Source organism: Amycolatopsis marina (assembly GCF_900111885.1).
GTDB lineage: Bacteria > Actinomycetota > Actinomycetes > Mycobacteriales > Pseudonocardiaceae > Amycolatopsis > Amycolatopsis marina.
This window is the reverse complement of sequence record NZ_FOKG01000001.1, coordinates 755,996-772,975: the sequence shown is the minus strand read 5'-3', so window position 1 is coordinate 772,975 and position 16,980 is coordinate 755,996. Positions and strand designations below refer to the sequence as shown.

Here is a 16,980-nt window from a genome sequence, read left to right as displayed (position 1 = left end):
GAACTCTTCCTGAACGAGTGTCAACCGATAGTGACTTCCGGCGGGCGATCGTGAAAGGTGTGCGCGCGTGAGCGCGTTGAGTCGGAGGGACGTACTGCGAGCCGGTGGGACGCTGGCCGCGGTGGCCGGAACGGGACTGATCGGCGGGGCCGCCTTCGCGGCTTCCTCCGGCGGTGTGCCCGCATCGTTCGCTCACGGTGTCGCCTCAGGCGATCCGCTGCCGGACGGGGTACTGCTGTGGACGCGGGTGACTCCCACCGAGAAGGCTCGTCCCGGCTCCGGTGCCGGCCCGACCGTGCCCGTGCAGTGGGAGGTCGCGCTGGACGAGGATTTCCGCACCGTGGTGGCGCAGGGCAGCGTCGCCACCGGTCCCGCCCGGGATCACACTGTGAAGGTCGACGTCCGCGGGCTCGACCCGGACAGCTGGTACTGGTACCGCTTTCGGCTTCGCGGGGTGCTGTCCCCGGCCGGGCGGACCCGGACCGCGCCGGCGGCAGGCGCGGCTGTCGAGCGGCTGCGGATGGGTGTGGTGTCGTGCGCGAACTGGCAGGCAGGCCACTTCGCCGCCTACCGCCACCTCGCGCACCGGCAGGACCTGGACCTTGTCCTGCATCTGGGCGACTACCTCTACGAATACGCACCCGGCGAGTACCAGGCCCGTGACACCGTGGTGCGTCCGCACGACCCCCCGGTCGAGATGACCGTGCTCGAGCACTACCGGCGGCGGCACGCCCAGTACAAGAGCGACCCGGACCTGCGGGCACTGCATGCGCATGTGCCGTTCGTCGTCACCTGGGACGACCACGAGTCGGCCAACGACGCCTGGTCCGGCGGCGCCGAAAACCACACCGAGCCCGCCGAAGGCAGCTGGATTGAGCGGCGCGCGGCGGCGCAGCAGGCCTACGCCGAGTGGATGCCCGTGCGCTACGGGGCGGGCGGCCAGCTCTACCGCCGCTTCGCTTTCGGCTCGCTGGCCGAACTCTCGATGCTCGATCTACGCACCTACCGCAGCAGACAGGTCGGCGACCAGCTCGATCGGGCTGCGGACGATCCCGATCGCACCATCACCGGTGACGAGCAGATGCGCTGGCTGACCTCCGGCCTGGTGGCCGCGGACGCACAGTGGAAGCTCGTCGGCAACCCGGTGATGATCGCCCCGGTCCGCTTCCCGTCGACGCTGTCGACCAGAGAGCTGCAGGCGCTCTCCCAGCTCACCGGGCCACCGGTCGAGGGCGCACCCTACAACGTCGACCAGTGGGACGGCTACACCGCCGATCGCGCCGAACTCTTCAACACTCTGCGCGACCACGGCGTGCGGGACACCGTGTTCCTCACCGGCGACATTCACTCGGCCTGGGCCTGCGAGCTACCCGCGGACCCACTCACCTACCCGTTCAACCGCAACTCCGTCGGTACCGAACTCGTCTGCACCTCGGTCACCAGCGACAACCTCGACGACATCCTCCGCGTGCCGCCGCGGACGGCATCGCTGTCGGTGGAGGCTGCTATTCGCGCCAACAACCCGCACATCAAGCACGTCGAGTTCGACTCACACGGTTACTCCGTGATCGAGGTGTCTCCGCGGCAAGTGCAGATGGACTGGTTCGAACTGGCCGACCGCACCGATCCCGAGAGCAGCGCCCGGCACGCCGTGTCGTTCGCCGTTGCCGCGGGCACCCAGCGGGTCCACCAAGTGCAGGAACCGCTGCGATGACCGTCGATCGCAGGCACTTCCTCCGCCTCGCCACCGGCACCGGCGCCGGGTTGGTGTTCTCCGCGAGCTCGCGCTCGGCCTTCGCCCAGCAGCGTGCGGGATCCCTACGCGTGTACGTGCTCGTCGTCGACGGCTGCAGGCCCGACGAGATCGGCCCGCTGCGCACCCCGAACCTGCTTGCGCTGCGCGACGGGGCACCCACTTTCCCGCGGCCCGGTCGCTTCCGGTCATGGAGACCATTCCCAACCACGCCATGATGATGAGCGGGTTGCGTCCCGACCGCTCCGGCGTGCCAGCGAACTCGGTGTACGACCGGGCCGAGGCGAGAATTCGCACCCTCGACCGGCCCGCAGACCTCCGCGCACCCACGCTCCTCGACAGGTTGCGCGAGAGTGGCCACGTGACTGGCACCGTACTGAGCAAGACCTACCTGTACGGCATTTTCGGTGAGCGCGCGAGTGTGCGCTGGGAACCCTTCCCGATCGTCCCGGTCAGCGAGCACGCGCCCGACCTCGCCAGCACCGACGCGCTGATTTCCATGGTCGAGCACGCCGATCCCGAACTCGTGTTCGTCAACCTCGGCGACGTGGACCGGGTCGGCCACAGCGATCTCACGGGCACAACGCTGCAGGCGGCTCGCACGGCCGCGCTGGCCTCCACCGACCAGCAGGTGGGCCGGTTTGTCGCCCACCTGAAGGGCACCGGACGCTGGGCGTCCAGCGTGCTGCTCGTACTGGCCGACCACTCCATGGACTGGTCACTACCGCACCGGGTGGTCTCGCTGCAGCCACGAATGGACGCCGAGCCGCTGCTGGCGGGCGCGGTGGTGGTCGCCCAGAACGGTGGCGCCGACCTGCTCGCCTACACCGGGCCGGCCGAGCGACGCCAGGCCGCGCTCGCCCTGATGCGCGAGCTGGCCGCTGCCACCCCCGGCGTGCTGTCCGTGCACGAGCCGGGCGAGCTGCGGCTTGGCCCCGAGGCGGGCGACCTCGTCGCCTACTGCAGGGCGGGGTGGCGGTTCACCGAGCCTGTCGTGCTGTCAAACCCGATTCCCGGTAACCATGGTCATCCGGTCACCGAGCCGATCCCGTTCTTCGTCGCGGGCGGGCATCCCATGGTCCGCCGCGGGGCGGTCTCCTCGGCGCAGGCGCGGACGGTGGATGTCGCACCAACTGTGGGCAAGCTCTTCGGCTTGAGCGAACCGGAGGGCGGTTCCGACGGGACGCCACGCATGGACGCATTCGTGTCCACGGGCTGACTCGACCACGGGGGTCCACAAAGGTTTGGGTATTCCTGAATCTTTGCGCTAACCCCTGACCAACACCTGCCCTAACCCGTTAGTGTCGTGGACCAGACCTTTTCCGCATACGACTGGGGCTGATCGGGCATGGGCACGGTACGGGACGTCACCCGTGATCTGCTGCGCGAACTGGGGCTGACGACCGTGTTCGGGAATCCCGGGACCACCGAGATTCCGTTCCTGACCGGCTGGCCAGGGGATTTCCGTTATGTGCTCGGGTTGCAGGAGTCCGTGGTCGTGGCGATGGCGGACGGGTACGCGCAGGCGGGCAGGCGGCCGGTGCTGGTCAACCTGCACTCCGCAGGCGGGGTCGGACACGGGCTCGGGCACGTTTTCACCGCGTACCGCAATCACACGCCGATGATCGTGCTCGCCGGTCAGCAGGTGCGCTCACTCCTGCCCGGCGAACCGTTTCTCGGCGCGACCGACGCGACCACATTTCCCCGGCCCTACGTCAAATGGTCCTCCGAGCCCGCCCGCGCCCAGGATGTGCCCGCCGCGATCGCGCACGCTTTTCACGTATCCACCCAGCATCCGCAGGGGCCGACGTTCGTCTCCGTGCCCGCCGACGACTGGGACGCGGAAACGACGCCCGTGAGCACTCGGCCGCGGATTCCCGGATTCGGTCCGGACCCCGCCGCCATCCAGGAACTCGCCACCGCGCTCGACAGCAGCCGTCGGCCTGGCATCGTCGCGGGGCCCGCCGTCGACGCCGACGCTGCGGTGGACGACCTGGTCCGGCTTGCCGAGCAACTCGACGCCGGGGTCTGGGCCAGCCCGATGTCCTCGCGCTGCTCGTTTCCCGAGGACCATCCCCTGTTCCTCGGGTTCCTCCACCCCGACCGGCGCGCGCTGACCCACACCCTCGCCGACCACGACCTTGTCGTCGTCCTCGGCGCGCCCGCCTTCACCTACCACGTGTACCGCGGCGAACCGGATCTCCCGCTACCACCACTGTTCCTGATCAGCGACGACGAGCAGGTACTCGCGCGCGCTCCGGAGGGCGTCGGTATCCGCTCGACGCCCCGGCTCGCCATCCGTCAGCTCCGCGACCGCCTCCCGCCGAGTCGACGCACACCACCAGCCCCGATGGCCAGGCCCGCGCAACCCGAGGCGGCCGTACCCTTATCACCGTCCTTTGTGTACTCCGTGCTGGCGCGGGTACTGCCCGACAACGCTATCGTCGTCGAGGAGACGCCGAGTCACCGGACCGCACTGCACGAGCACCTGCCGATAACCGTGCGCGACACCGGTTTTCTCACCGTCGCCAGCGGGACCCTCGGCTACGGATTACCCGCTGCGGTCGGCGCAGCGATCGCCCGTCCCGAGCGACGCGTCGTCGCGATCATCGGCGACGGCTCAGCCATGTACAGCGTCCAGGCACTCTGGACCGCCGCCCACGAGCACGCGCCGGTCACGTTCGTGATCATGGACAACTCGCAGTACGCCGCCGTTCGCATCCTCGGCGAGGCGGTCGGCGGCGAGGAGCTCCCCGGCGTCGACCTGCACGGCATCGACTTCGTCGCCATCGCCGGCGGGCTCGGCTGCCGCACCCATCAGGTCACCGAGCCCGGCGAACTGTCCACCGCGCTGATCACCGCGCTGGCCGACGACCGGCCCAACCTCATCCACGTTCGCATCGAACCCGACCCACAGACCCTGTACTGACGAGAACCTCTGGGGATTTTCATGCAATCATGCCTCACCACCGACCAACGTCACCTTGTCGACAAGGCCGCCGCACTCGCGGACACCTTCGCCGAGCGGGCGGCCGAGTTCGATGAGAAGAACACCTTTCCCTTCCAGAACTACGACGATCTGCGCGACGCCGGTTTCCTCCGGCTGACCGTTCCCACCGAACTCGGTGGACTCGGCGCCGGCCTGCCCGAGATCCTTCCTGTGCTGGAACGCCTCGCCATGGGCGACGGCGCCACCGCGCTCGCTGTCACCATGCACATCTCCCCGCTCGGTCAGTGGGCAGGCGTCTGGCGTCGCACCGGAAGCCCTCGCCTCGCAGGCCTGCTTCGCCAGGCTGCCGAAGGAACCCTGGTCTGGGCCTCGGTCACCAGCGAGATGGGCCTGAGCAACGACATGACCGATGCTCGGACCAAGGCGGTTCGCGTACCGGAGGGTTTTCGGCTAACCGGCAGGAAAAGCTTCGCGACCAACACCTCCGTCGCGACCCACTGCTCCACCACCGCGCGCTACGAGGACGCCGAAGGCGGGCCCCGCCTGTTGCTGTGTCAGATCGCTTTAGATCAGCCCGGCGTCCGCATCCACCAGACCTGGAACACCATGGGCATGCGCGGCACCCAGAGCAACGACCTCGAACTCTCCGACGTACTCGTCGACGACTCCGCGGTGGTGCACTCGCTGCCCGTCAAACATCTGGACGCCAGGGTGCTGGAAACGGTGTGGGCGTGGGCGATGCCCGCCTTCGCCGCCGTCTACACCGGAATCGCGGCCGGGGCGCTGGACTGGGCCTGCCGTCAGCTCACCGCCCGCGGCCGCACCGGTGACCCTGTTCTGCAGGACGCCATCGGCGAATGCGAGATCCTCGTCGAGAGTTCGCGCGCGCTGATCTACCGGCACGCGGACGAGGTCAGCAGCCGCAGGCTGTTCGAACTCGGCGTCCAGGAAGGCATCTCCCGCTGCGCGCTGGTCAAGTACGTGGCGAGCAACAACGCCGTACGCGTACTGCAACGGCTGGTCGACGTCGTCGGCGGCGCCTCCTACAGCAAGGCCCTGCCGTTCGAGCGCATGTGGCGAGACGCGCAGGCCGGTACTTTCATGCCCATGGGCAACCTCGCGGCCCGCAGGCTGATCGGTGCCAGCGCCCTCGACTTCCAGGTCGCACCCGTTGTCGGTTACGACGAGACCGGCCCCGACAGCAGACCGAAGGAGCTCTGACTCGCGCCTCAGTGCGCCTTGGCCGCCTGCGGACCACCCCGGAGCAGGCGGGCCACCTCGCCCCGCAACGCCACGAAGTCAGCCGACTCCCGCGTGTCGATCTGATCCCGCTCCGCGGGCAGGTCGACCGGGAGGTCGGCCACAATGGACGCCGGCGAGGGCGACAGCACCAACACCCGATCACCGAGATAGACGCTTTCGTCGATGTCGTGGGTGACCAGCAAAACAGTGCTACCCAGCTCCCGTTGCACCCGCCGCAACAGGTCCTCGAGTTCGAACCTGGTCTGCGCGTCCACCGACGCGAACGGCTCGTCCATCAGCAGCAGGGCAGGCCTGCTCGCCAACGCCCTGGCGATCGACACCCGCTGCTGCATACCTCCGGAGAGCTGCCAGGGATACCTCGTGCCCGCGTCCGGCAGCCCTACCCAGCCCAGCGCCTCCAGCGCGCGCTCCCTGCGCTCGGCGCGGTTCAACTCCCGCCACCGCAACGGGAACTCGACGTTCTGCCGCACCGACAACCACGGGAACAACGATCGGCTGTAGTCCTGGAAGACCACCGCGAGATCGTCGGGCACTCCGGAAACCGGATCACCGTGCAGGCGTACTTCGCCACCGCTTGGCTCGATCAAGCCCGCGATACAGCGCAGTAGAGTCGACTTCCCGCAACCCGAAGGACCGACGATGCAGGCAAGCTGCCCGGTTTCCACCGTGAACGACAGGTCGCGCACCGCGATGCCCGCAGCGTCCGCTGTGGAGAAGACGTGGTGGAGACCGTTCACTTCAAGCATGGCCGGCATGTCATGCGCCTTCCAATTGTTGGGCCTGCTGGGTGTTACGCGCCGGCTGCCAGCGCAACGCGCGACGCTCGACCGCAAGCAGCAGTGAGTTGAGTCCGTAGCCGAGCGCGCCGAGTAGCACGATCCACGCCCACATCACCGGGAAGTCGAACTGGCGCTGCGCGAACAACAACTCGTAGCCGATTCCGTTCACCGCACCGACGAGTTCGGACACCACCATCAGAATCACCGCGATGGACAAACTCAGCCGCAGTCCGGCAAAGATCTTCGGCAGCGCCGCAGGCAGCACGACCATCCCGATCCAGTAGTGCCGCGGCGTCCGAAGCGAACGCGCGGTCTCGTGCTGGAGCCGGTCGATCGAGCGAACGCCGTCCACCGTGTTGAGCAAGATCGGCCACACCGCCGCGAACACGATCGTCGCCAGCTGCATGCTCGTCCCGATCCCGAACAGCACCAAGAACACCGGGATCAGCGTTGGCGGTGGGATCGCCCTCGCGAAGGCGAACAACGGCCCCACGTAGTCCATACCGGTACGCGAGCGACCGAGCGCGACACCTACGCCAATCCCGATCACCGCCGCGATCAGCCAACCACCTAGGACCCGTGCAAGGCTCGGCACGATGTCCTCGAACACCGTGTCGGTCAGGAACAACTGCCCCGCGGGCCCGCTCAGCCAGAGCCTGGCCCCGGTTCCGAGTATGACGGTGGGCGGCGGGAAGAACGTGTCCTCCGCGATTCGGGTGACGAGTTCCCACAGCACCACGAGCGCAACGAACAGCGCCCAGTTACGGAGCAGGTGTCGCAGGGTGCGATGCACCGTTCGGGATCGCACACTCATGTCGCATCCGCCGTGATCGTGCTCCAGCCGAACAACCTTTTACCGAGCCGTTCGAGTCCGTCGTTGATCAGGAACCCGACCAGGCCGGCTATCAGCGTCGCGGCCAGCACGAGATCCATCCGGCCTGCACCACTGCTCGCCTCCAGAATGAAGTTGCCGATCCCCCGGCTCGCACCCGCCAGGAACTCGGTGCTGACCACCAGAATCAACGCGATGGCACCAGAAAGCCGGATCCCGGTGAAGATGAAGGGGGCTGCGTGGGGTAGTGCGACATCGGTCAGGGTGCGCACCCTGCTGGTACCGCAGGAGCGCGCGGTTTCCAGCAGCAGCGGGTCGATCTCGTCCAGTGCGTAGATGGTGTTGTACAGAATGGGCCAGACAGCGGCGTACACCGCCAGCGTGATCTTGGCCTCCGGTCCGCCGCCCACCAACAGGATCACCAGCGGAATCAAGGCAACCGACGGGATCGGGCGCAGAAATTCGACGATCGCCCGCGTCGCGACCCGAACCAGCGGGACGCTGCCGAGAACCAGCCCGACCGGCACGGCGATCGCGACCGCGATACCGAGCGCGATGGCCCACGCGAGTATCGAAGCGACCACATCACGCAGGAACGACTCGTCCCCGAGCAGGCCCACGACCTGACCGAGCACGACACTCGGCGGTGGCAGAAACCGTTCCTGAACGAGACCCGACCTGACAGCTCCTTCCCACAGGGCGAGGAAAGCCGCCAGGCCGGTCAGGTTCCTGAATATGCGCGTCACTCGTCAGGCGGCGGACGGATCCGCGATCATCGCCGCCGCGTCCATCGGCTCTTCGATCACACCGAACTCCAGCAGCAGGTCCGGGACCCGCTGCAGGCGCTGCGCATGCAGGGCCGACTGAAAGGTCAGCAGCGACGTCAGCGCAGCGGTGTCCTCGTCGATCTTGCCGTGCTCGACGAGTAACGGCTCAACCTTGCTTCGATCCGCCGCAGCCTCATCGGTGGCCTTCTGCATCGCGCGCTGGAACGCGGCCACCGTCTTCGGGTTGCCATCGGCGAATTTCGCCAACGAGCCGTATCCCGCGGTGGGCAGGTCCTCGGTCGGACCGGTCGCGGTGTCCACCACGGGGACCGCACCGACGCTCTTGGCGGCCAGGGTGATGAACGGCTCGGTCAGGAACGCGGCGTCGGCATCGCCCCGCTCCAGGGCGGCGGCCGTCTCCGGGAACGGGACACTGACCCAGTCGACGTCAGCGAAATCGACGCCGTTGGCCCGCATAGTCGACTTGACGAGCACATCCGAAATCGTGTTCGTCGCGGTGACGGCGATCTTCTTACCCGCGAGATCCTTCACCCCCTTCACCTTGGAGTCCGGCATCGCGACCACCATGACCGTCCTCGGGCCGGCGGAGGACGCATCGGCGACGAACTTGATGTCAGCCGCCTTCTGGCCGTGCGCCACGAAGAACGGTGTGTAACTGCTGTAGGCGATGTCCACCTCCCCACCGATCAACTTGGACAGCGAAGCCTGCCCGCTCGGCGCGTTGACCGTCTCCACGTTGAGGCCTTCGTCGGTGAAGTACCCGTTCTTCATCGCCAGGTGGAACGGCGCGAGGTCTGTCGTCGGCATGATCGAGACCGTGATGGTGGACTTCTCCAGCTCGCCGTCGCCCCCGTCGGCCTCGTCCGAGGAACCGAGCAGCCCGCATCCGCTCGTCGAGGCCAGCAGGCCGAGTGCGGCGACCAGGACTCCCGCCCTGACGCGCCGTCGAGGGTTTCGAACAGTACTGATCATATCTCGCAACAAAGCCTTCTCCTCGCGAAAGTTTCGAACCTGGCCGAGTACGGCGTCGCAGTGCCACCCCAGGCAACGGAGCGCCACAGTAACGACACTCGTCCCCCGGTAACAACGGGCGGGGATAACAATCTTCTGAAATCCGGAACGCCACAGGTAGCTGAAAGTTCAGCAAGCCCGGCCAGCGTCGGTAAAATTACCGATGCTGTAGCTCATATTGCTAATACATCTACGCCATCTCCCCCAGAACCGTTCTCTAGAAGGGTTACATCCACCCCGGTTCTTCGCTACCTTCGTCCGCCGTGAGCTAACGAGTGTCCAAGCGAGGAGAAGAGCCTGATGGCTGCACGCAGAGCGCAGGCCGGACGCCGGGGAGAGTGCTGGTAGTGCCCGGGAACCTGGGGGGCAGGACCAAGGAGAACGAGCCGCAGGAAGACGCCGATCATGTCGCGGACAACGAGAGCGCCGAACAGGCTCCGGGAACAGCCGATTCTTCGCGCTGGCGATTGCGCAACTGGCGCCTCCGCTCGAAACTCGCGGCAGTACTGATCATCCCGACTCTGACCGCGCTCGCTCTTGGCGGCCTGCGCGCACTGGACGAGACCAATCGGGCTAACGAATTACACCAGACGGTCGATCGAATTGATCTGGTAGCCAGCCTGACCACCGCTGTGCACGAACTACAGGGCGAGCGCACGCTAATGGTCGCGTCCATAGCGAGCGGTGGCCGAAGGGACTCTTCTGACCTGGATGAGCAGATCGCCAAGGTCGACGGAGCCGTGGCCGATCTCAGCGTCGCCGTCGACCACCTATCCGAGGGTGACCAGGCGTTCCGGCAACGCTATTTCAACGGCTTGCAACGCCTCGATGCCCTCGAACCGCTGCGCAATGCCGCCAGTTCGACCAATTTTTCCGACCTGTCCACCCTGGGCAGCTATACGTCCATTTTGGACTCACTCGTTCAGCTCGGGCGCGAGGTGAACACCGGCATCGCCGATCGCGGCCTGCTGCGACTTGGCTCGACCACGCAGTCGCTGAGTGAAGGCAAGGAGTTGCTCGCCCGCGAGAACGCCGCATTGCAGATCGCGGCGTGGCGAAACGGCTTTCCCGCCGACCTGCTGTACCAGGCGCGGGCGGCGGAAGCGGGGTCGAGCGGGGCGATCAACAGCTTCACCGCCAGTGCCACCCCTGAGCAGCAGCGGCTGTACTCCGACACCGTCAGCGGCCCCGAGGTGGACAACCTTGAGCGGGTCGGCACCGTCGCCTTCGCTCGTGCCGACGAGGGCCAGCCGCTCGACATTCCAATCCCAGGCCTCACCGCCAACGGCCTCGCGACCGTCGACAAACAGCGACAGGTGGAGGCCACCCTCCTCGCCGACCTCCGCTCGCAAGCCAGTCAGCTGACCCAGGAGGCCATCTCGGCGGCTTGGCAGTTCGGCATCATGGTGGCGGTGGCGCTCGTCGCCGCGCTCGCACTGATGCTGGTGATCGCCCGCTCGCTGCTACGCCCGCTGCGGATTCTGCGCAGCAACGCCCTCGAGGTGGCGTACGTGCGGCTGCCGGAGACCGTGCGACGGATTCTCGCGGACCCGAACCCGATGGAGGCTTCCAAGAACGCCGTCGCCCCCGTGCCGGTACTCACCCGCGAGGAGATCGGTGAGGTCGCTCGCTCCTTCGACGTGGTGCACGAGCGCGCCCTCAGAATGGCCGCCGAGCAGGCATTGTTGCGGGAGAACGTCAACAACATCCTGGTCAACCTGTCCCGGCGCAGCCAGCGACTGGTCGAACGGCAACTCGGCGTGATCGACCAGATGGAGGCCGAGGAACAGGATCCGGACCAGTTGGCCAGCCTGTTCGAACTGGACCACTTGGCAACCCGGCTACGGCGCAACGGTGAAAGCCTGCTCGTGCTCTCCGGTGCGGGCCTCGGCAAGTCGGTGCTCAAACCCGTGCCCGCCGCCGACGTCATCGGCGCCGCGGTGTCGGAGATCGAGCAGTACGCCCGCGTCGAGATCGGTTCGCTTCCCGACATCGCCGTGCAGGGTCTCGCGGTGCGCGACCTGGTGCACGTGCTTGCCGAACTTCTCGACAACGCGACCTTCTTCTCCGCACCGGACACCACTGTGGACCTTCGCGCAGCCATCACCAGGAGGCGCACGCTGGCCATCCAGATCACCGACCGGGGTGTCGGGATGAGCGAGGAGCAGATCGCCGAGACCAACGAGCGGCTGGCTGATCCACCCGACCTCGATGTCTCGGTCACCAGGCAGATGGGCCTCTACGTAGTCGCACGGCTTGCCCGGCGGCATGGCATCGAGGTCCGGCTGCGGGAGAACGAGGACGACCTGCAGGGCGGGGTCATCGCCCGGATCGTCGTGCCGACCGAGTTGCTCGGCGGATTCCCGCTGACGGAGCCCATGCGGCAACCCGTTGGCGCGATGGCCCACGCGGGCGCGCATTCACCCGCACCCGTCGGCGCGCCGAGCGGTGCCGAGGCAGTCGAGTGGCCGTCCGACGAGCACCTGCTCGGCGCCACAGGGGCAGGAACGTTGCCACCGCCGCGCAAACCGATGCGACTGGACGACATGGTGGGCGGAACCACTCGCGCCGCAGGCCCGTTCGTCAGTCCGGATTCGCCCACCGATACCGCGCCTCCGCTCTCGGTGCCACAGACGATGCCGCGCCACGTGCCCACCGCGCCACGAACACAGCAGGCGGAGGCAACCGACGAGGACCAGCCCACGAAACGGCTGCCGATCTACCAGTCGGTGATGTCCCGTTGGTTCACCGACGAGGACGGGCAACCCGACGGACCCGAGACCGCAGCGGCTGCTCCGCAGGAACCGGTTGCCGAACCCGACAAGCGCGAGGAAGCACCACGCGAACCGGGACCCGCGACATCGGAGGAAGGCTGGACCAGCAGGGCCGACAACGGATGGCAGGCCGCACAGGCACTGCTGGAGTCCAAAGTCGCGGAGACCACCCCAGCTGGCCTGCCGAAGCGGGTGCCGAACGCGAATCTCGTGCCTGGTTCGGTCGGCGCGAGCGAGATAAATGCGTTTGCCGACACCACAACGGGGAACGCAGGAGACCCGGCGACCTCCGCCGCCGCGGCCCGCCGCCGGATGGTCAGCTTCCAGCGCGGATACCAGAACGGCAGGCACGCGTTGAAGGAGGACCCGAGCAAGCCCAGGGTGTCCGACGCCGTCGCCGGGCCGGGCACGAACGGGCGAACCACCGAGAACGGGTCGAAGGAACACGAGTGACGGGGGCGAATTCAGTGCAACCACAAGGAAAGCCGGTACAGCAAACCGGTCAGCAGAACGATTTCGCCTGGCTTGTCACGGACTTCACGACGCGGGTGCCAGGGGCGGCACACGCCGTCGTGGTCTCCGCCGACGGCCTGGTGCTCGCTGCGTCGCAGGCCCTTCCGCCGGACCGTGCCGACCAGTTGGCAGCCGTTGCCTCCGGTCTCACCAGTCTCGCGCGTGGTGCGGCGCAGGTGTTCGAGGGCGGTCAGGTCGCACAGACCGTCGTGGAGATGGCCAACGGCTTCCTCTTCCTCATGGCGGTGTCGGACGGCTCCTGCCTTGCCGTACTCGGATCGCCGAACAGCGACATCGGACTGGTGGTGTACGAGATGACCCTGCTGGTGGACCAGTTCAGCAGGCAGATGACTCCGGAACTGCGTAACCGGTTGGCGGGCGCCGCGCGATGAACCACCCCGTACCGAGAGGGCCGACGTCGTCGGCCAAGATCGTGGTCGCGGGCGGATTTGGCGTCGGTAAGACCACAATGGTCGGCGCCGTCTCCGAGATCGAACCGCTGACCACCGAGGCGGCGATGACCGCGGCCAGCCTGTCCGTGGACGACACCACTGCCACGCCGAACAAGATCACCACCACGGTGGCCATGGACTTCGGGCGAATCACCCTGGACTCCGACCTCATCCTCTACGTCTTCGGCACCCCGGGACAACACCGCTTCTGGTTCATGTGGGACGACCTCACGCTCGGTGCGATCGGAGCGGTGATCCTGGTGGACACGCGCAGGCTCGGCGATTCGTTCGCGTCGATCGACTTCTTCGAGAACCGTAAGCTGCCCTACGTCGTGGCCATCAATTGTTTCGATCAGACATTGCACCACCAGGTCGAGGACGTCCGGCACGCCCTGACGATCTCCCCCTCCGTGCCGATCAAGGTCTGTGACGCCAGGGACCGTGACTCGGTCAAGGACATCCTGATCTCGGTGGTGCAGCACTCGATTGCCCAGCAGTCCGCCCAGGCGAGCTGAGGCACTACGCGGGACTTTCCGCGGAGCGCCGCGCCGCGAGTGCGGCGACCAGCACCGGCAGGTGCGAGGGAAGTGCCGGGTCCAAGCCCGTCAGTGTGGCGATTCTGCGCAACCGGTAGTCCACAGTGTTCGGATGGATGTGCAGCATGCGTGCGGTGCGCCTGCGATTCAGTTCGTTCGTCAGATGCACCCGGAGCGTGGTCAGCAGATCGTCGTTGCAGGCCAGTGGCTCCAGTAGCGCGCCAAGTGCGTGACGTGCCGGTGTGGGACGGCTGAGCTGGTATTCGAGCAGAACGTCGGCGAGCTGGTACAGCCCTGCGGGGCGGCGCGAATGCCGGACGATGTCGAGTATTTCGCGTCCCTGGATGACGGCCGCGGCGACGTCGTCGGGAGCGGCGTGGGCCGCAGCCGCGGTTACCTCGACGGCTGCCGCTTCGGTCATTCGCTCCACCAACAGGTCGAGGTCATCCCACGCCGCGTCGAGCCCGCGCGTTCCGGGAAGCAACACGGTCCCCGACTCCGGGTCGAGCAGGGACAACACCGAATCGTCGGTGAACCGGTCGAGTTCGACCTGCGCACGACGTAACTTGCGGCGGGCCGCGATGGTGGCACCGACGCCGTCCTCCTGCTCGTCCTTGTGTTTGCCGAACCGCAGCACAAGAACGAGGTACGAGGCCGGGAGCCGCACTCCGGCCCGCTCGGCAGCCTCGTCGGCGCGTTCTCCCGCGAGCAGGGCGGAGAGCAACGTGTGCCGGACGCTCTGTTGTTGGCTGTACATCGCCCGCAACTCGGCGGTGTACGCCCCGGACACCGCCGCGACCGCGGCGCGGAGGTACGACAGCACGAGGTCGGTCGTGGCCCGCATGTCCGCGACGTCGGCAGGAGGCGCGTCCTGGGTGATTACTCGCCACGCCTCGTGTGCGCCGACGTGGTAGGCGTGCAGCACCATCTCGAGCGGGACGCCCTCCTCGGCCCTGCGCGCCGCGGATTCGGCGAAGACGGCCAGTTCCGCTTCGTCGGGTACCCGGCGGTCGCGGACGAGTGTGGCCACCAGCCTGAGGTTGTCCTCGACCACTCTGGCGATGTCGCCCGCGACCTCCTCATCGGGCAGTTCGCGGTAGAACGGCACATCGCGCAGGCTCGAGTCGAGCACCGACGACGTGAGTTCGGGCAGCCGGGACAGCAGGCGCCGATGTACCAGCGCGCCGTTGATCCGCAACTCCTGTCCCGCGGCCATCGGGTACCTCGTTTCCACGGCCATGCTGCTGTGACAGGTCACAAACTGAGGAATCACATACTGACCGAACTCCCAGGTGAAATCCAGCTCCACAAACCCGAGACTTGGACTTCTCGGCACATCCGGCGCGAACACCAACTCAGGCGAGGAGTTCATCCATGGTGCGGACATCCCGCGGCCGCGTGCTCGGCGGCGCACTTTTCTGTCGGCCGTCCTGATCGGAATCGGGCCGGTTGGGCCGGTGGCCGCGGCCGCGGAGCCTCTCGACTACGTCGCGCTCGGGGACTCGTCGGTCTCCGGCACAGGGGTGCCGATCCAGGAGAGTCTGCTGTGTACCCGGTCGACCAAGGCCTGGCCGAAGGTCGTCGCGGCGGAACTCGGCGCGGAGCTGACCGACGTCAGTTGCGGCAGCGCACAGGTCAAGGACTTCTCGTCCCGGCAATGGGGCGTTGTTCCACCGCAGTACGACGCGCTCACCCCGGACACCGACCTGGTCACGCTCACCATCGGCGGCAACGACATCGGGCTAGTCCAGACCGCGTTGAGCTGCCTGAATCTGTTGCCCGAGCCAGCCGGGTTCTCGTGCAAGGAGCGGTACACCGCCGGCGCGGTCGACACGATCTCGGACGCCATTGCGCAGTGGGCTCCCCAACTCGGCGCCGCCGTCGAGGAGGTTCGCCGCAGGTCGCCCGGCGCGGAGATCGTGGTGGCGGGCTACGGCACCTACCTGCGCGAAGACGGCTGTCATCCCGTGCAACCGATCTGGGCCCGCGACGCGAACTACCTGCAGGCCAAGATCGACGAACTCAGCTCGGCGATGCGCGAGCAGACGGTGGCCCACGGAGCGACCTTTGTCGATCTGGCGCCGGTCACCGTCGGCCACGATGTCTGCGCGGCTCCGCGGGATCGGTACCTGGAAGGCCTGGTACCCGTAGCCCCGGCGGCGCCACTGCACCCCAACGCCAAAGGGTTGGCCGCGTACGGCGCGGAGGTGCAGCCGCCGTCGACTCAGCGAGCGCCCGGCCCTGACCCGCCCTCCCGTCGTCTGTTGGTGCGTCTGCAAGTACGCCCAAGCAAGATCATCTCGACCTCTAACCACCACCAACCCGCCACCGCTTGGTAGCGGTTGGAGGCGGTCTTGATCTTGCTTGGTGGTACTTGCAGACGCACCTAGCGCCTACGCCACGCTCGTCATCGTGGCGTAGGCGACGACGTTGTCGACGTATTCACCTGACGAGGAGTCGAACGCCCCGCCGCAGGTGATCAGCCGTAGCTCGGGCACCTCGGTGTTGCCGTAGACCTCGTCGGTGGGGAACTCCGCCTTCGGGTAGCGCTCGACCCGGTCCACAGTGAACTCCACGCTGGTCCCGTCCTCCCTGTGCACCGTGACCTGCTCCCCGACGGGCAGTTCGTGCAGCCGGAAAAACACGCCCGGCACCTTCCGGTAGTCGACGTGACCCGCGATCACCGATGGACCCAGTTCGCCGGGCGTCGGACTTTTGCTGAACCAACCCGCGGTCACGGCGTCCGCGGGAACCTCCAGCGCACCGTCCGGTTCCAGGCCGAGATCGATGATCTCTCCCGTGCTCACACCGATGGCCGGAATCTCCATGGTCGCCGGGCGAGCTCGCGGTAGTGCCTCCGTACCGCTTTCGGTCGTGGTCTCTGCGGTCCCTTCGTCTGCGGCTACCGAAGCATCGGTGAGCGCGGTCGAAGTCGGCGCAGGCGCGGCGGCCGGGCCGGAACAGCCGGTGAGGAACCCCATCAGCAGAACCGCGACGAGAACCACCAGGGCGGCGCCGGTAGCAGTGCCTGCCTGCCACCGGCGCCGCACAGATGTAGCAGTCACCGGTCAGAGCCCGCCGCCGGTGGCCACTCCGCCGACCGGGTGCACTCGGACCTGCTGACCGGCCTGCCCGCCGCCGAACCGGGTCTCACATGCCAGTCCGTCACTGTCGCCGTCCAGGCGGTGCGGGTCGGAACGGTCGGCGTCCAGCACTGCCTGCGCTTCCTCCTTCGTGGCGAAGTCGGCACAGTTCTTGTCGGTGAAGACAGGCTCGGCAGGCGGGGCGTCACTGGTCACGGGCGGTGCGGGAGGGGCCGTCTTTGTGGG

16 protein-coding genes are annotated in these 16,980 nt (G+C 67.4%); 9 read left to right on the top strand and 7 right to left on the bottom strand.

Annotated features, from left to right (window positions below):
• The first annotated feature begins 67 nt into the window (after window positions 1-67).
• The 5 genes from BM199_RS03820 (at window position 68) to BM199_RS03805 (ending at window position 5,924) form a co-directional block, all read left to right on the top strand.
• A complete protein-coding gene (locus BM199_RS03820) occupies window positions 68-1,714 on the top strand; it encodes an alkaline phosphatase D family protein (protein WP_091669304.1) in 1,647 nt (548 codons plus the stop codon).
• On the top strand, window positions 1,711-1,971 hold the full coding sequence (locus BM199_RS34420; protein ID WP_245788117.1) for a hypothetical protein: 261 nt from the start codon (window positions 1,711-1,713) through the stop codon (window positions 1,969-1,971). The genes BM199_RS03820 and BM199_RS34420 overlap by 4 nt, the downstream gene beginning before the upstream one ends.
• A complete protein-coding gene (locus tag BM199_RS03815) occupies window positions 1,944-2,972 on the top strand; it encodes an alkaline phosphatase family protein (RefSeq protein WP_245788116.1) in 1,029 nt (342 codons plus the stop codon). Before BM199_RS34420 ends, BM199_RS03815 begins: the two co-directional genes overlap by 28 nt.
• 129 nt (window positions 2,973-3,101) lie before the next feature.
• Entirely contained in the window at window positions 3,102-4,682 is a 1,581-nt protein-coding gene (mdlC, locus tag BM199_RS03810; protein WP_091669302.1) for a benzoylformate decarboxylase, read from the top strand.
• 21 nt (window positions 4,683-4,703) lie between these two features.
• A complete protein-coding gene (locus BM199_RS03805; RefSeq protein ID WP_091669299.1) occupies window positions 4,704-5,924 on the top strand; it encodes an acyl-CoA dehydrogenase family protein in 1,221 nt (406 codons plus the stop codon).
• A gap of 8 nt (window positions 5,925-5,932) precedes the next feature.
• Here the strand turns inward: BM199_RS03805 and BM199_RS03800 are convergent, their stop codons facing one another.
• Genes BM199_RS03800 through BM199_RS03785 form a run of 4 tightly spaced genes read right to left on the bottom strand, consistent with a single transcriptional unit; the run spans window position 5,933 to window position 9,337 of the window.
• On the bottom strand, window positions 5,933-6,721 hold the full coding sequence (locus BM199_RS03800; RefSeq protein WP_091669297.1) for an ABC transporter ATP-binding protein: 789 nt from the start codon (window positions 6,719-6,721) through the stop codon (window positions 5,933-5,935).
• 1 nt (window position 6,722) lies between these two features.
• A complete protein-coding gene (locus BM199_RS03795) occupies window positions 6,723-7,559 on the bottom strand; it encodes an ABC transporter permease (RefSeq protein WP_091669294.1) in 837 nt (278 codons plus the stop codon).
• A complete protein-coding gene (locus BM199_RS03790; protein WP_091669291.1) occupies window positions 7,556-8,323 on the bottom strand; it encodes an ABC transporter permease in 768 nt (255 codons plus the stop codon). The genes BM199_RS03795 and BM199_RS03790 overlap by 4 nt, the downstream gene beginning before the upstream one ends.
• Window positions 8,324-8,326: 3 nt before the next feature.
• Window positions 8,327-9,337 carry an ABC transporter substrate-binding protein gene (locus BM199_RS03785; protein ID WP_091669288.1) on the bottom strand — a complete coding sequence of 337 codons (1,011 nt, stop codon included), beginning with the start codon at window positions 9,335-9,337 and terminating at the stop codon, window positions 8,327-8,329.
• A gap of 386 nt (window positions 9,338-9,723) precedes the next feature.
• On the opposite strand from BM199_RS03785, the gene BM199_RS03780 reads away from it, so the two are divergent.
• From BM199_RS03780 to BM199_RS03770, 3 genes are read left to right on the top strand one after another with little or no spacing between them, the layout of a single operon-like run.
• On the top strand, window positions 9,724-12,603 hold the full coding sequence (locus BM199_RS03780; protein WP_245788115.1) for a sensor histidine kinase: 2,880 nt from the start codon (window positions 9,724-9,726) through the stop codon (window positions 12,601-12,603).
• Window positions 12,600-13,055, top strand: coding sequence for a roadblock/LC7 domain-containing protein (locus BM199_RS03775; protein WP_091669283.1), 456 nt, complete (start codon window positions 12,600-12,602; stop codon window positions 13,053-13,055). Before BM199_RS03780 ends, BM199_RS03775 begins: the two co-directional genes overlap by 4 nt.
• Window positions 13,052-13,630: a GTP-binding protein gene (locus BM199_RS03770; protein ID WP_091669281.1), complete on the top strand. Its 579-nt coding sequence runs from the start codon at window positions 13,052-13,054 to the stop codon at window positions 13,628-13,630. Before BM199_RS03775 ends, BM199_RS03770 begins: the two co-directional genes overlap by 4 nt.
• A 4-nt stretch (window positions 13,631-13,634) precedes the next feature.
• On the opposite strand, the gene BM199_RS03765 is transcribed toward BM199_RS03770, so the two are convergent.
• Complete coding sequence (locus BM199_RS03765; protein WP_177242449.1) at window positions 13,635-14,885, bottom strand: PucR family transcriptional regulator; 1,251 nt, start codon at window positions 14,883-14,885, stop codon at window positions 13,635-13,637.
• A gap of 223 nt (window positions 14,886-15,108) precedes the next feature.
• On the opposite strand from BM199_RS03765, the gene BM199_RS03760 reads away from it, so the two are divergent.
• On the top strand, window positions 15,109-15,990 hold the full coding sequence (locus BM199_RS03760) for an SGNH/GDSL hydrolase family protein (RefSeq protein WP_245788114.1): 882 nt from the start codon (window positions 15,109-15,111) through the stop codon (window positions 15,988-15,990).
• 54 nt (window positions 15,991-16,044) lie between these two features.
• On the opposite strand, the gene BM199_RS03755 is transcribed toward BM199_RS03760, so the two are convergent.
• Window positions 16,045-16,716 (bottom strand): class F sortase, encoded by a 672-nt coding sequence (locus tag BM199_RS03755; RefSeq protein WP_245788113.1) that lies wholly within the window; start codon window positions 16,714-16,716, stop codon window positions 16,045-16,047.
• Window positions 16,717-16,719: 3 nt separating this feature from the next.
• Entirely contained in the window at window positions 16,720-16,950 is a 231-nt protein-coding gene (locus tag BM199_RS34415; protein WP_245788147.1) for an excalibur calcium-binding domain-containing protein, read from the bottom strand.
• Window positions 16,951-16,980 lie beyond the last annotated feature (30 nt).